The sequence below is a fragment of the Rhodococcoides navarretei genome (genome assembly GCF_038069675.1).
In the GTDB taxonomy this organism is placed as follows: domain Bacteria; phylum Actinomycetota; class Actinomycetes; order Mycobacteriales; family Mycobacteriaceae; genus Rhodococcoides; species Rhodococcoides navarretei.
Genome location: NZ_JBBPCN010000001.1, coordinates 4,426,999 through 4,440,659 on the forward strand (window position 1 = coordinate 4,426,999; position 13,661 = coordinate 4,440,659).

General features: G+C 62.1%; 16 protein-coding genes. 8 read left to right on the forward strand and 8 right to left on the reverse strand.

The window, feature by feature from the left end; genetic code table 11:
• Positions 1–25 precede the first annotated feature (25 nt).
• The 6 genes from AABD04_RS20905 to AABD04_RS20930 all read left to right on the forward strand — a co-directional run bounded on the left by AABD04_RS20905 (position 26) and on the right by AABD04_RS20930 (position 5,230).
• A complete protein-coding gene (locus AABD04_RS20905; RefSeq protein ID WP_032382574.1) occupies positions 26–379 on the forward strand; it encodes a BlaI/MecI/CopY family transcriptional regulator in 354 nt (117 codons plus the stop codon).
• Positions 376–1,332 carry a M56 family metallopeptidase gene (locus AABD04_RS20910; RefSeq protein ID WP_094650929.1) on the forward strand — a complete coding sequence of 319 codons (957 nt, stop codon included), beginning with the start codon at positions 376–378 and terminating at the stop codon, positions 1,330–1,332. The genes AABD04_RS20905 and AABD04_RS20910 overlap by 4 nt, the downstream gene beginning before the upstream one ends.
• 84 nt (positions 1,333–1,416) lie before the next feature.
• Positions 1,417–3,189, forward strand: a complete 1,773-nt coding sequence (gene ctaD, locus AABD04_RS20915; protein ID WP_094650930.1) for an aa3-type cytochrome oxidase subunit I — start codon at positions 1,417–1,419, stop codon at positions 3,187–3,189.
• Between the two features lie 94 nt (positions 3,190–3,283).
• A complete protein-coding gene (locus AABD04_RS20920; RefSeq protein ID WP_037107040.1) occupies positions 3,284–3,883 on the forward strand; it encodes a copper resistance CopC family protein in 600 nt (199 codons plus the stop codon).
• A gap of 10 nt (positions 3,884–3,893) precedes the next feature.
• A complete protein-coding gene (locus AABD04_RS20925) occupies positions 3,894–4,856 on the forward strand; it encodes a cytochrome c oxidase assembly protein (protein WP_094650931.1) in 963 nt (320 codons plus the stop codon).
• Between the two features lie 65 nt (positions 4,857–4,921).
• Positions 4,922–5,230 (forward strand): DUF4229 domain-containing protein, encoded by a 309-nt coding sequence (locus tag AABD04_RS20930; RefSeq protein ID WP_170945175.1) that lies wholly within the window; start codon positions 4,922–4,924, stop codon positions 5,228–5,230.
• Between the two features lie 206 nt (positions 5,231–5,436).
• On the opposite strand, the gene AABD04_RS20935 is transcribed toward AABD04_RS20930, so the two are convergent.
• From AABD04_RS20935 to AABD04_RS20970, 8 genes are all read right to left on the reverse strand, one after another.
• Positions 5,437–5,772 carry a hypothetical protein gene (locus AABD04_RS20935; RefSeq protein ID WP_094650933.1) on the reverse strand — a complete coding sequence of 112 codons (336 nt, stop codon included), beginning with the start codon at positions 5,770–5,772 and terminating at the stop codon, positions 5,437–5,439.
• 329 nt (positions 5,773–6,101) lie between these two features.
• A complete protein-coding gene (locus tag AABD04_RS20940; RefSeq protein WP_037107051.1) occupies positions 6,102–6,635 on the reverse strand; it encodes a DnaB-like helicase N-terminal domain-containing protein in 534 nt (177 codons plus the stop codon).
• Between the two features lie 109 nt (positions 6,636–6,744).
• Positions 6,745–7,050: a hypothetical protein gene (locus AABD04_RS20945; protein ID WP_094650935.1), complete on the reverse strand. Its 306-nt coding sequence runs from the start codon at positions 7,048–7,050 to the stop codon at positions 6,745–6,747.
• Positions 7,051–7,225: 175 nt separating this feature from the next.
• Positions 7,226–7,792, reverse strand: coding sequence for a hypothetical protein (locus AABD04_RS20950; RefSeq protein ID WP_094650936.1), 567 nt, complete (start codon positions 7,790–7,792; stop codon positions 7,226–7,228).
• A 439-nt stretch (positions 7,793–8,231) separates the two neighbouring features.
• Positions 8,232–9,107: a DUF2637 domain-containing protein gene (locus AABD04_RS20955; RefSeq protein WP_094650937.1), complete on the reverse strand. Its 876-nt coding sequence runs from the start codon at positions 9,105–9,107 to the stop codon at positions 8,232–8,234.
• Positions 9,104–9,454: a hypothetical protein gene (locus tag AABD04_RS20960; RefSeq protein ID WP_094650938.1), complete on the reverse strand. Its 351-nt coding sequence runs from the start codon at positions 9,452–9,454 to the stop codon at positions 9,104–9,106. Before AABD04_RS20960 ends, AABD04_RS20955 begins: the two co-directional genes overlap by 4 nt.
• Positions 9,454–10,242, reverse strand: coding sequence for a ParA family protein (locus tag AABD04_RS20965; protein WP_094650939.1), 789 nt, complete (start codon positions 10,240–10,242; stop codon positions 9,454–9,456). The genes AABD04_RS20960 and AABD04_RS20965 overlap by 1 nt, the downstream gene beginning before the upstream one ends.
• Before the next feature lie 1,131 nt (positions 10,243–11,373).
• Complete coding sequence (locus tag AABD04_RS20970; protein ID WP_230074464.1) at positions 11,374–11,586, reverse strand: helix-turn-helix transcriptional regulator; 213 nt, start codon at positions 11,584–11,586, stop codon at positions 11,374–11,376.
• A 124-nt stretch (positions 11,587–11,710) separates the two neighbouring features.
• Here AABD04_RS20970 and AABD04_RS20975 point away from each other — a divergent pair, with 124 nt between their 5' ends.
• A complete protein-coding gene (locus AABD04_RS20975) occupies positions 11,711–12,343 on the forward strand; it encodes a helix-turn-helix domain-containing protein (protein WP_094650940.1) in 633 nt (210 codons plus the stop codon).
• Positions 12,336–13,550, forward strand: coding sequence for a tyrosine-type recombinase/integrase (locus tag AABD04_RS20980; protein ID WP_094650941.1), 1,215 nt, complete (start codon positions 12,336–12,338; stop codon positions 13,548–13,550). The genes AABD04_RS20975 and AABD04_RS20980 overlap by 8 nt, the downstream gene beginning before the upstream one ends.
• Positions 13,551–13,661: the final 111 nt, after the last annotated feature.

Consider the following 13,661-nt stretch of genomic DNA (forward strand, 5'->3'; position numbering starts at 1 on the left):
CACGACAAGGAAAGAAGAACTGGCGATGAAAAGGCTCGGTGATCTCGAAGCGGAGGTGATGAACGTGCTCTGGGAATGCGATCGACCGCAGTCGGTCCACGACCTGCGTGAACTCATGGCCGACAGAAACCCCGCCTACACCACGATCCTGACCGTCGTGACCCATCTCCACGAGAAGGGGTGGGTCGAGCGGACCAAGCAGTCACGCGCGTACCTGTACTCCCCGGTGCAGTCGCGCGCGGAGGCCACCTCGCAAGCTCTGCGCGAAATCCTCGACACCAGCACCGACTCGGCCGCCGTCCTGATGCATTTCGCGAAAACCGTCACCGACGACGAGCTCGACGCTCTGCGGGGGAACCTGCCGGACGTGAACCGGTGATCGTCGCGCTGGTGTTGCTCCTCGCGGCGATCATCGCGGCCGTCGCCCTGCCGCGGCCGCTGACCTCTCTCACCCGCACCGTGAGCCCCACTCTCGCCTTGACCGCATGGATCGGCAGCATCGCCGGGGTGCTGTTTCTCGTGGGATCCGCGGTGACCGTGTTGCTCTGGCCCGGCCATGCGCCCGCCGAGGGCATGGTCGAACTCGCCGTCCGCTGTCTGGGCTCACTGCAACACGCGGCCCAGCCGTGGATCGGCGAAGCGGTCGCCGGAGCATCGGTCGTCCTCGCGGCGTCGGCGTCGGCGCGCGTCCTGCGCTCGACTCGCCGTCAACTTCGAGCCCGGTCCAAAGTCCGCGACTATCACCGCGATGTCATCGCCGTCGTCGCTCGCACGGACCCCGGACCAGAACCGATCATGTGGCTCGACCACCCGCTCCCGCTGGCCTACAGCATCGACGGTCGCCCCGGCTACGTCGTGGCCACCGAAGGCCTGCTCGCCCATCTCGATCCCGATCAACAGCGAGCTGTGATCGCACACGAACGAGCCCACCTGCGCGGGCGCCACCACCGCATCGTCAACATCTGCGAGATCCTGGCAGCGGCGTTCCCTCGCGTTCCCCTGTTCGCCGCAGCACCTGCAGCGGTGCGGGTTCTGGTCGAGGTCGCCGCGGACCGGTCCGCGGCCGCGGTCACCAGCGCCGACACTGTACGTTCGGCACTGTCGACGGTCTCGCAGGCGCATTCTGCACGTCCACTGTGGGCACTGGGCCTGATCGGCGAATCGACCACCGAACGACTCCGCCACCTCGATACGAGCGCGCAGATGCCGACCCGGACAGTGCCCGGCGCATACGCTGCCGCCGCCGTACTGCCGCTCGTGGTGCCGGCCGCCATGGCAATCCTCACCCTCAGTGCGATCTCCGCCGCAGCGTGTGCGGCCGTACTGACCTGACCCACCCAAATACTATGCAGCATAGTATTTGAGTTAGGCTGTCGGACGCGTCCTGTAATTCGCGTGCGATTCGAAGGTGGTTCCATGACAGCGCTGACATCTCCTCCGGCTGCGCCGGCGGTTCGCCCCTATCCACCCCGCGGGGCCCGCAAGGGGTCGTTCCTGCACACGATGGTCACCACCACCGATCCGAAGGTCATCGGACTGATGTACCTGGTGACCTCGTTCGGATTCTTCCTCGTCGGCGGCCTCATGGCCTTGATCATGCGCTCCGAACTTGCCGTTCCGGGAATGCAGTTCCTCTCCAACGAGCAGTACAACCAGCTCTTCACCATGCACGGCACGATCATGCTGCTGCTCTACGCCACCCCGATCGTCTTCGGCTTCGGCAACTACATCCTGCCGCTGCAGATCGGCGCACCCGATGTCGCCTTCCCCCGGCTCAATGCCTTCTCCTACTGGCTCTATCTGTTCGGCGCACTGGTCACCACCGCCGGGTTCATCAGCCCCGGCGGTGCCGCCGACTTCGGCTGGACCGCATACACCCCGTTGAGCAGCGCCGTCTACTCCCCCGGTATCGGATCCGACCTGTGGATCGTGGGCCTGCTCATCGCAGGCCTGGGCACCATCCTGGGCGGGGTCAACATGGTCACCACCGTGGTGTGCCTGCGCGCACCGGGAATGACGATGTTCCGCATGCCGATCTTCACCTGGAACATCCTGGTGACCTCGATCCTGATCTTGCTGGCGTTCCCACTGCTGACCGCAGCGCTGATGGGCCTGCTCGCCGACCGGAAACTCGGCACCCACATCTTCGATCCCGCCAACGGCGGGGCGTTGCTCTGGCAGCACCTGTTCTGGTTCTTCGGTCACCCCGAGGTCTACATCATCGCGCTACCGTTCTTCGGAATCGTCTCGGAGATCTTCCCGGTCTTCTCCCGCAAACCCATCTTCGGGTACAAAGGTCTGATCTACGCCACCGTCGGCATCGCAGCCCTGTCCATCGCGGTGTGGGCGCACCACATGTATGCCACCGGCGCCGTGCTGCTGCCGTTCTTCTCGTTCATGACCTTCCTCATCGCTGTGCCGACCGGGGTGAAGATCTTCAACTGGATCGGCACCATGTGGCGCGGCCAGGTCACCCTCGAATCCCCCATGCTCTTCTCCATCGGATTCCTCGTCACGTTCGTCTTCGGCGGGCTGTCCGGAGTGCTCCTGGCGAGCCCGCCCATCGATTTCAACGTCACCGACACCTACTTCGTCGTCGCGCACTTCCACTACGTCGTGTTCGGAACGGTCGTCTTCGCGACCTATGCGGGGATCTACTTCTGGTTTCCGAAGATGACCGGCCGCATGCTCGACGAACGACTGGGCAAGTGGCACTTCTGGATGACGTTCCTCGGATTCCACGCCACCTTCCTCGTCCAGCACTGGCTCGGAGCGCAAGGAATGCCGCGCCGGTACGCCGACTATCTTCCGTCCGACGGGTTCACCACCCTCAACCAGGTCTCGACCGTGGGATCGTTCGTTCTCGGAGCCTCGACGCTGCCGTTCATCTGGAACGTCTTCAAGAGCTACCGCTACGGCGAAGTGGTCACTGTCGACGACCCGTGGGGGTTCGGTAACTCCCTCGAGTGGGCGACCAGTTGCCCACCGCCGCGGCACAACTTCACCGAGATGCCCCGAATCCGCTCCGAGCGGCCGGCGTTCGAGCTTCACTATCCGCACATGGTCGAACGCATCCGCGCCGAGCAGCACGTCGGTGGCCCGCACTCGGATTCGATCGCGCCCTCGGAAGTGATCACCGAAGCCATCGCCGGCCATGAACGATCCGATCCTCCGGACCCGGTGAAATAACCATCGCCGCAGAAGTGACCCACCGCTAAACCGCCCTCCCTACTACTATGACCCGTAGTTGTTGGGTCGGGCTCGATACAGAGGAGTACCCCACGTGAAACGTCTGATGCTGATTGCCGTGATGATCTGCGGGACAGCATTGTTCGCTGCGGCGCCGGCGTCGGCGCACAGCGAACTGGTCAGCTCCGACCCGCCCGCCGATGCCACACTCGACTTCGCGCCGATCGGTGTCGGTCTGGTGTTCAACCAGGACATCAACGAATCGTTCGCGACCATCAGCGTCGTGGGTCCTGGCGACACTCAGTGGGCACAGGGAACGGCCACGGTCGAGGGCCCCGACGTATCGGTCCTGCTCGAGGACGGACTCCCCAACGGGGAGTACACCGTCGGCTACCGGGTCACCTCCGCGGACGGGCACCCGATCACCGGATCGTACGGTTTCTCCGTCGACGTTGCGGCGACCGCCACCCCTCAGGACGCCGCTGCACAGCAGTCGCAGAGCGGTGCGACCTCGACCTCGCCGACTCCTGCTACCACGGCAACGCAGCCCTACGATCCCAATAATCCGTCCGCCAGCGAAGACCGGCCACCGAAACAGAACACCATGATGCTGCTCTCGATCGTGGGCCTGGCTGTGCTCGGTCTCGGTGCCATCGCCCTGACCCTGGTGATCCGAGGCAAGAACAAGCAATGACAGGGTGCCGATGATCATCGCTGCCGTTGCTCCCCCGGAAGGGCCGCCGACGCTGGCAGCGTTGTTGAGCTGGGATCTTCCTCCCCTACCGATCCTGCCGATCGCCGGTGTCGTCATGGCCGGGCTGTACTGCTGGGGGCTCTACCGGGTCCGCGGTCGAGGTATCGCATGGTCGCGGTGGCGGAGTGCGAGTTTTCTGCTCGGTTGCGCGGCGCTGGTCCTGGTGACCGGACTGCAGATCGAACGCTACGGCTACAGCCTGTTCAGCGTCTTCATGTTCCAGCATCTGACGTTGTCGATGACCATCCCACCGTTGTTGGTGGTGGGTTCGCCCGGACGACTTCTCCTGCGAGCCACCGCGCATCACGGAGCCGGTAGGTGGGTACTGATCGCGGCGCTGACGGGGTTGCGTAGCCGCGCCGGACGCATCGCTCTCCATCCCGGGCTGACGATCCCGTTGTTCCTTTTCAGCTATTACGGGCTGTATCTGTCGTCGATCTTCGATGTTCTCGCCATCACAGTCATCGGGCACGTATCGATGGAGATCTTCTTCTTCGCCAGCGGGCTGCTGTTCATCATCCCTGTGCTCGCCGTCGGCCCCCTCCCCGTTCGGCAGAGCAATCTGGGCCGGTTGTTCGACCTGTTCGTCGAGATGCCGCTGCACGTGTTCTTCGGTGTCATCTTGATGATGTCGAGCACCCCAATGCTGGCGACCTTCGCCTTCCCACCCCCGGAATGGGGCATCGATCCGGTATCCGATCAGAAGCTCGCCGGAGCGTTGGCGTGGTCCTACGGCGAACCGGTCGCCCTACTGGTCGTGCTCATCTTCTGCATTCAATGGAACCGGGACGAAAAAGAGGAATCGGCCGTCGCGGATCGCCAAGCCGAAGAGGACGGATACAGCGAACTGAACGCTTACAACGACTTCCTCAAACAGATCGGCACCGAAACCCGGTCCCGCACCGGACGATGACGCCAGACACTCTTACCGGCCTGAATGGAAAGCACGATGAGCCACGACGCACGACAGGACAGCAGATGCCACTGATCCGCACACCCTCAACTGCTCGAGGACGGCTTGCCCTACATGTGCTGGCTTACAACGTCGTGCGCCTGCTCCTCGTGTGCGTGGCCGCAGGAGTGCTTTTGGCCGTCGACGCGCTGACCAGTCTCGACATCCCCTTCGTGTTGGTTCTTCTCATCGCACTCGCAGCAAGCCTGCCGCTGTCGGCACTGACCCTCAGGAAACTTCGCCGAACCATCAACGAAGACATCGATGCAGTGGATCGGAAGCGCACCACGAGACGAGGACCAGCGACACGACCACCCCGTACCAAGAGACCGTGAAGCCGCGTGCGAACTTTCGACACAAACCCGGTCGTCGTTCGGTGCGATGTTCGCTGACTCATTCACAATGGGAAGTCGCTTCTGCGGGGTGACCCTCTTGGGATCGTCGCGCGCTGAAAACTATTGGTCGCACTCCGGCATTTCTGCATCTACGAACTCGAGAAGTTCTTCGCTTTCGATCTGTACCAGTCGACCTATACCGTGAATTAGACCAGCAGGTCATACGCCCACTCGTACACCCAGCGAGGTAACGCAGGTGCGTCGAACGGTGCGGCGGCGAAATTCGATTCGACGCGAACTACGCAGTCGGGGATCGCGTCGACGGTGCGGGAGCCGAAGGATCGAGCAGCGACGATCCACTGTCCGCGGTGATGCACTCGGATCGCGGTCGACACGGTGCACCGCCCATCAGAGTATCCGGCGGTGAGCTGGTGGAATTCCCACTCGACGTGCTGGTTCTGTCCGAAGAAGTGTGTCAGCGTCTCGGCGAAGGATGGCCCGTAGAGGGTCCCTCGGTCGGTGTCGATGCGGATGAAATTCATGGCTTCGGCCTCTTCGAGTCATAGCGGCAATGCGAGGTGTGCGTGGAAAGTTGCTCAGAACAGGGGAATTTGGCTGCGCGCCGCGAGACTGTCGCGGAACTCTTGGAACTTGCTTAGAAGGTCTGAGGCGACTGCCTCGGTGTAACAGATGGACCGCGCAACTTCGTTCAGTGTGTTGCCGGCGGCCAGGGCTTCATCTATCTCATGCCCGGCAGCGAGGTTTTCAACTTCGTCCGTATCTCGATGTGCGACGTCTGCGGCGGCCAACCGGACAGAAGCGAGGGCAGCTCGACGCCGCTCACGGCCCGGCTCTGTCTCTTCCCGCGCCGTCACAGTGTGCTACCGCTGCGGAAGGCGTTCAGGCGGTTTGTCGCTTCACGTTGCGCCCTTCCGATTTCGACGAGCTGGTCGAAGAGGAATTCTTCCGGCGCTTCCTCGGCGATCTGCTGAATTCTGATCCCTGCCTCGAAGAAGCTGCGTCGGTAACTTTCCGACAGGACCATGCCGGCGTAGTCGGTTGCCGATGCTCCGCATGCGTTCGCTGCGGTGACGTCGGTCAGTGTTCGACGCAGCCGTGCACCGCGGTGTCCACTGGCACCTGACCGGACAAGAACGCCCAGAACACTCGCGGGGTCGTGTGGGAGGTTGTCGATGATCAGCCCCTGCACGATGCCATACAGCTCGCGATAAACGGGATCGTGGAAATCGTTGGCCTGCAATGACGCTGCAATGCGGGCGGCCTCGTCGGTGTCCTGCAACCACATCAGTGCGCAGATGACCAGTGCTTCCGATGCCGTCTCCGGATGGTCCGTCAGATCAGCGTGATCGTCGTCGGTGGGTTCGACTGCTCTCAACGGGGTCATCTGTTCGCCTCGTTTCTCTTTGCGGGTCTGTTGCGGGAGAACTGGATTCGGTACTCCGGTGGCGCTGTGCTTGGTTATGCCGCGTTGGTCGTCATTGCGGAGGTGTGGGTCAGATGTAGAGAAGGTTCGGTGGTGCGGTGCCGTCGAACTGCTCGAGGCTGTCGAGGACGGCGTTGTAGTTCTCGGGCCTGCAGCTTCCGAGTCCGATGATGAGGGCACAGGTTCCGTCGAGTGTGACGAGGTAGGACGGCGGCGTTCCGTTGTCGGACGATGCGTGCTCGCGTGCGTCGAGGAGGGCGACACGGACGGCATCGGCGGCGGCGCGTTTCGCACCTTGGAGATTGGGTTCTGCTCCGGTTGCGGTAAGAATTTCGGGGTTGTCCTCGGGGTGTGTGGTGACGGTCCAGGTGATCATCGTTTGGTTCCTCGTCGCTCGTGCCGGCCAGCTGCTTCTAATCGAGCGTCACACGAGGTCCGTAACAAAGCGTTCGCTGCGGAGGCGGTCAGGCGAGGGTGTGGATAACTGTGGTGTCGAGTCAGCCTGTGGATAAACGACGTTCGGCCCCGGGGTTGGGGCCGAACGTGTGGTACTAGACGTCGTCGAAGACATCGAGGAGTTTGGCGGGGTCGCGACGGTAGCGGCTGCCGTCGAGAAATACTCCGACGGCAGCACGGTGAACGCGTCGGAGTTCGGCCATCAGGGTGTCGTACCCGATGCGGTCGGTGATGCGCCACGTGACAGGTCCCATGTGCAGGTCTACCCAGTGGATGGTGCGACGTTGTTCGGAGCTGTAGCGGTGGTGCGGCACTGCTGTGTGTTCGGGGCTGTCGAGCCACAAGACGGAGATCGCAGCGGCCCCGAATTCTGCGCCTGGTTGGGCGGGGTGGGGGGCTTGTCCATCGGCTCCGGCAAGTGCGGCCCGGACGGTGGCAAATCCGGTGATGACTGCGGATACTGTTTCGGCGCTGCGGAAGGTCATCATGACGTGACCTAGTGCGACGATCATCTGCGCTTCGTCGGTTGCTGCGGAGGTGGCGGTGATAGTGGCCTGTTGGGGTCCTGTGACCAGGACGGTTGTGTGGGTGACAATTCCGGTGGTTCGGGCGTTGTGTGCGGCGGTGGTCCGTCGTCCTGTGCTGGAAGTACTCTGCGGCATGTCGGGCTCTCTTTCTGTTGCGGGACCGGCTCCCCCGGCCCTTTCGCTCTGCCAATTTCTTTTGCCGTCATCTGGCTCGAAGAAGAGAAGGCGGCGCACTGGACCGGCGTCCTGGCCCTGATCCGGAAAGTTTTCAGCCGCAGGCGCTTTGAAAAGTTTTCGGAGCCCATCGGGCCGGAGCAAGGCGGAGTCAGGATTAGGTAAGACGGGTCAGGGTGTTGCATGCTCGACCGGAGCCAGATGTGCGAAGGAAATTGTTCTTTCGCAGTGCGAAGCGCAGCGGAGCTCTATCCGGAGACCGCCGGAGGTGGTCCCGGGGCAGCACACGTTTCGACGCAGACTGAGCCACCCGAGGCGACCACCTCCCAGCCATCGACAGCCTGGGGCGATTGCGCGGGAGCGACGGAGAGCAACAAAGCTCGATATCGCGGCAGCCCTTCTATTCTGCGGACATGCGGTCACGCTCGCTGGCTGGCGTGTCATCGAATTCGGCTTGCCCATCCGGGTGGCCCTCGCGGATCCCCGCGGTGACTTCTTCCCACTTCCGATATCGGCGCATCGCGGTCGATGCAACGGAGCCGTCCGTTTCTTTACCGATTCGTGCCCACGACCATTCGCGGTGTGCGTGTCGGAGCCGCGCTGTTTCCGCAACTTCCGGTGTGAGGTCGTCTACTTGCAGTCGAGGCGAGTCCGCCGTGTCGACGTGTTCTCCCCACGTGCCGTCTTCGCCCTCTGAGTGATCCCGGCTTGGGCTGGGGCCTTCGTGGCTGAAGTCGGTGTCTGTCCAGTCCCGCTCCGCTGTGGCAGCACTTGGAGCGAATTCCACTCTGACGGCTCCGCGAGGCGCACGAAGTATGACGGCCAGCACTTCGGTCATCGCAAGGAGCGCAATAGGTGCGATGGTGGCAATACCCGCCGAGACGACGGCCGGAAGCAAGGTCGCACTCAACACTGCGTGGTACGGGTTACCCGCAATCGACGCCGATGCGGCAACACGCAAGATCGTGACGACGAAGCGACGGCCCTTGATCGTGCGGTTGTCCGTGTGGTTGGACAGCGCTATGGCTGTCACGGTTGTCGAGACGATCGCCCCGTCCAACACGACTGGAATCACCCACGCTTCGCCGGGACCTATCCCAGCCCTCACCGCGAGATCCCGCAACACAGCGAAACTGAGCCAGAAGGACGCCCCGGCGATGCCAACTGTCAACGCAATGGCTGTTGCCAGGGCCCACTGCAAAATCGCTGGATGCAGCGCAACGACATCCGACGGCTTCGTTGTCAACGGGATTGCCGCTGAATGTGATCGGCTCATCGGATTCTCGGTCCTCGTGCGAGAGGGCCGGTTCGTTGCGGGAAGGGCGCACCGTCGTTGAATCTGTGGCGCAACAACTCCAAATACTCTTCGATCGCCGCATTGACGAGATCCGACGGGCCCCGCGGCGCGCCGGGTGTTGCGGACAGTGCTTCGGCTGCGTTGAGAAGATCGTCGACGGTGGACTGGTAGAGGTAGTACGAACGCTTCTGTTTTGCGTTGTCCGGTGACGGTTGCGCACCGGTCTCGGCCGCCGAAACGGTGTCGGGTGCGTGCTGCGTGTGCTCCGGCGGGTCGACCGGGCTCGACCCGGCGAGTGCGCTCTTCATACGTTCGGGGCGGCCCATCACAGGTGTCCCCTCGTGAGCAGCGAAAGTGTGTCGCGGTAGATCGTCGACAGGCTGCGAGATTGTGTTGTCCCCCAGTCGATCAGGCTGGTTTGGGCCTCCATCGAGTCCTTGATGACAACACGTTTGGGTACGGCATCGCCGAGAACGTTGATGCTCGCGGCGATCTCGATCAGTTGTTCTCGACCGCTGATTGTCGCGATCTCGTGAAGGTTGACGATCGCCCCGAGCATGTCGAGGTCCGGGTTGTAGCTGCGCTTGACTGCGTCGATGGTGCGCAGTAGCCGCGCGAGTCCATTCGCTGAGAACAGCGCGGACTGAGTCACGACGACGGCGGCGCGCGCTGCCACAAGGGCGTTGATGGTCAGCAGATCGAGGCTAGGTGGGCAGTCGATCAGGACCACGTCGTAGACGCCTCGCACGACGTCGATTGCGTCGCGAAGCCGCCGCTCTCGGCCGGCACCGGCGACGACCAATTGATCGCGGACATAGGCCAGGGACTCGTTTCCCGGCGACGTGGGTACCAGGTCTACGCCAGGCCAGATGGTGGGGACAACAGCATCGGCGATGGTCGCGTTCGACGACTCGGCGAGTACGTCGGCAACACCGACATCGTCGCTCTCGAGCTCGGTCCTGGTCAGGACTGTGCTGGCGTTGCCTTGCGGATCCACGTCGATAACGAGTGCTCGCTTCCCCGCTTGGGCAACGGCGTAGGCGAGGTGAAAGACGGTGGTGGTCTTACCCACGCCGCCCTTCTGGTTGCAGAACGCAAAGATGTCAGCGGGCATGGTGGGTCTCACTTTCCATGGATGAATGGGACGAACTGGCGGTATTGCGGGTATGGGACGTCATGCACGCCTTGGAACCGAGGGATGAGTCGCACCCTGTAAAAGGGTCGGGTGAATTACAGGTGAGGGGCGCGATGCGTGAGTCGCGTGCCATAGGCGAAAGACGCGCCATAGTGGCATGAGAAGCATTTACCAACAACACATCCCGAGCTTGACTCTCTACCTTTGCAGGCATTGGAGGTATGGCCACTGCGGGATGTATGACGCCCGTCGCCAGCGAGTCATCTGAGGCACTCTTTGCGGGTAATTCAGGTACGTCAGTTTTGCGGAACGCCGCCGCACCGCTAGCGGGAGCGGCCTGCACCGGCGAACTGCCGCGCTCGAGCTGAAGCAGCCAAATATGTTGCTCTGCTTGGATCTTCACGGAATCGACGTTCACAACGGATATGAGTAAGCGAGCGGCGTGGACTGAAAGATCGAGGCCTGCATGACGGTTCGTCATGCAGGATAACTTGGTCATGTCAGCATTGCAGATGGGTCGAGAACTCAATTGGTACCTCCATAGTGGTGACGTATGAAAGACAAGGGACTTCGTTCGTTCCCTCCGGACCCCCCATGGCCCCTGAGCCAATTTCCGCACCCACGTTGTCCGCTCCACGCCCGATAGCCCCGCGCCTCAGTGGGCGCGCGGCTAATCGGTATCGCCACCGGTTCGATGATCAGTCGAGCTGGTGGTGCCTCGGGGCCGGTCTCCGAGGATTTACAAAGGGTGCACAGGCCGGCGGCAGGCTGGTGTTACGTCGGGCTCTGCCAGAAAACGACGCTGCTGCGGCACATCAGGCCTTGCTAGGAAGTCCCGTAGCCAAGGCTTGTGCGGCACGAGCAGAAGAACTCGACCGCGCTGTCGCGGGTCAAAACATGCGTCATCGCCCGCTCGGCCCCTGACCTAAATCGAGGGCGGAGAACGGTGACTCGGCGAAATGTCTTGAATGACTTATCAAGACGCTCTATGATCGGTGGCGAAGCTCCTTCCTCACGGGTTGTGGTTTCGACGCCCTCGGCCTCGGTGCTGGTAACACTGAGATTTTCCGGGGGCGTTTCAGTTTCCTGAGGGACAGTTGGCTCTCGGCCTCACGCGACGCCTGAGCTGGCGTCGGATTGCGCCTCGAGACCTTCGATGTACTCATCGATGGCCGTATCCGGGATCAGCCGGCGCTTGCCGACCTTCACGCTCCGGATTTCTCCGGACGCGATCTTGTTGAAGAAGTTGGAACGTCCAAGTCCCGTGCAAGCCATAGCCTCCGGGACAGACAACAACCGTCTGGGCATCTTCAGCACCTCCACTGAATTGTGTAGTAGAGCCACATTCTGCAGGACATTTCTGGTCAGTCCACGTGGTTCCACCACAGAGTACCAAGTACGTAGCCATCCCACAACGGGGAGACATTCTCCGCTAGACTGCGTAACCATGACGCAGTCGTGGGCGGAATCGATCGTTGCCCGGGTCGCCTCGGAAGTGCGCCGACTTCGAGGTAAAGACCACTCCGCTCTGTCCGCAGCAAAGCTTGCCGACAGGACGGTTGACTTCGGGTGGGGGATCTCGCGATCTGTAGTCGCGGACTTGGAGACCGGACGAAAGAAGAGCTTGGACGTCTCGGAACTCTTGATTTTGGCTGCGGCACTGGGAGTCTCACCAGCACAACTGGTCTATCCGGACCTCCCCAAGGGAAGAGTCGAAGTACTCCCAGGGCTCCAGCAGGAGTCTCACGATGCCCTCCGCTGGTTCAGCGGGGAGGCTGGGCTGATGCGGCCGAGCTCCGAGTGGACCGAGGAGGAATCCGACGCTCCTTTCGAAATGTGGGTACGTGACACCTTCGACCCGAAGAACGATCGCGTTGGGATCACTCGTGAATGGCTTGATGCGTTGAAGGCGATGCGGCGTGCTCGGGTGCAGCTCCGAAGCGGCCTTTCCAAGAATGAATCAGCTGAGCACATCGAGTCGATGCAATATCTGTACGAGGATGCTCGACGGCGTTCGGAAGAGCTCTTTAGACGGATGACCGAACTGGGCATGAACACGCAGGACGAAGAGGATGGCTAGGCAGCAACTGCCGCCACAGATCAAGAAGATCTACGTCACCAATCGGTCTACAGGCAGTACCGAGTTGCGGTATCAAATGACCGTCGACGCTGGTGGTGCCGACGCCACCGGCACCCGGGCGTCGAAGCGAACGCAGTTGCGTCGTCGATTTCTTACGGAGAAGGACGCTCGCGCAGCCCTATCCAAGGTGCTCGAGGAAGTCTCGAAGGGGACATTCGTTCCCTCCTCGACCACCACGGTCGAGGAGGCTTGCGCTGAGTGGCTTGCCGGACGACGCGTACGAGAGTCCACTAAAGCCGCGTACACCCATGCCATTCAACCGCTGCGCGATACTTACGGCGCGCTAGCGGTGCAGAAGTTGACCAAAGGTCACTTGGACGCTCTGGTGAACGATCTGTTGGCCGGCCGCTCGGTCAAGCCCGATGGCCAACTGCGACGTCCGTGGAAGGCCACTTCGATCAATCCGATGCTCAACCTTGTAAGCGCAGTCCTCACCGGGCTGATGCGAGAAGGGCGATTGGTACGAGACGTTGCCGCGCTCGTCGACCGCGCGCCCCGTGTGCACGTCGAGATGCAGACATTCACGGAGGACGAAGTGCAACGCCTCCTGGAAGCATCGACGTGCGATCGGAACGGCCACGCTTGGCTGCTTGCTCTGAGCGGCCTCCGACGCGGTGAGCTGTGCGGGCTTCGATGGAACGATGTCGATCTTCACGCCGGCAGCCTGACAATCAACAACACGCGAGTCTCGGTCAATGGACGTGTCGTAGAGGGCCCTCCGAAGACAGAAAAGTCCAAGCGCACGCTTCCCCTCACACCAGCCCTAAAATCCGCACTCGAAACTGCACACCGCTTGCAGGGTGTGGAACGAAAGAGCTCGACCTACGTCGGCCCTGGCACCTACGTCGTGTCCGACGCTGTTGGGCGACCTTTCCATCCCGATACGGTCAGCGACTATTGGCGCAGGCTATGCACCAACAGCAAGGTGTCCGACATCCGCCTCCACGACGCCCGCCACACGTGTGGGACTCTGCTGCACCTTCAGGGTGTGCCGATTGCCGTCATCTCGGCATGGCTTGGGCACTCGGACAACGCATTCACAATGCGCACCTACGTCCATTCCCAGAACCATGCGCTACTGGGCGCAGCCGACACTTTGCAGTCACTCGTCCAGCGTCGCGACGAGCCATCCGACGATGCGCGTTGACCGGCGTTTGTCCGCAACCGTCCACATAGGAGCAGGCGGTCTCACCAGGCGCTGTTCCGGCGAGTTCTGCGGCACTTGTGACATTCTGTGACACTGAGCTCGCCTAATCGG

Coding starts and splice junctions, on each gene's coding strand:
- AABD04_RS20955 (WP_094650937.1), bottom strand. CDS start 9,107: ATGAGCCGATCACATTCAGCGGCAATCCCGTTGACAACGAAGCCGTCG.
- AABD04_RS20905 (WP_032382574.1), top strand. CDS start 26: ATGAAAAGGCTCGGTGATCTCGAAGCGGAGGTGATGAACGTGCTCTGG.
- AABD04_RS20935 (WP_094650933.1), bottom strand. CDS start 5,772: ATGAATTTCATCCGCATCGACACCGACCGAGGGACCCTCTACGGGCCA.
- AABD04_RS20930 (WP_170945175.1), top strand. CDS start 4,922: ATGCCACTGATCCGCACACCCTCAACTGCTCGAGGACGGCTTGCCCTA.
- AABD04_RS20980 (WP_094650941.1), top strand. CDS start 12,336: ATGGCTAGGCAGCAACTGCCGCCACAGATCAAGAAGATCTACGTCACC.
- AABD04_RS20975 (WP_094650940.1), top strand. CDS start 11,711: ATGACGCAGTCGTGGGCGGAATCGATCGTTGCCCGGGTCGCCTCGGAA.
- AABD04_RS20925 (WP_094650931.1), top strand. CDS start 3,894: ATGATCATCGCTGCCGTTGCTCCCCCGGAAGGGCCGCCGACGCTGGCA.
- AABD04_RS20965 (WP_094650939.1), bottom strand. CDS start 10,242: ATGCCCGCTGACATCTTTGCGTTCTGCAACCAGAAGGGCGGCGTGGGT.
- AABD04_RS20940 (WP_037107051.1), bottom strand. CDS start 6,635: ATGACCCCGTTGAGAGCAGTCGAACCCACCGACGACGATCACGCTGAT.
- AABD04_RS20950 (WP_094650936.1), bottom strand. CDS start 7,792: ATGCCGCAGAGTACTTCCAGCACAGGACGACGGACCACCGCCGCACAC.
- ctaD (WP_094650930.1), top strand. CDS start 1,417: ATGACAGCGCTGACATCTCCTCCGGCTGCGCCGGCGGTTCGCCCCTAT.
- AABD04_RS20960 (WP_094650938.1), bottom strand. CDS start 9,454: ATGGGCCGCCCCGAACGTATGAAGAGCGCACTCGCCGGGTCGAGCCCG.
- AABD04_RS20945 (WP_094650935.1), bottom strand. CDS start 7,050: ATGATCACCTGGACCGTCACCACACACCCCGAGGACAACCCCGAAATT.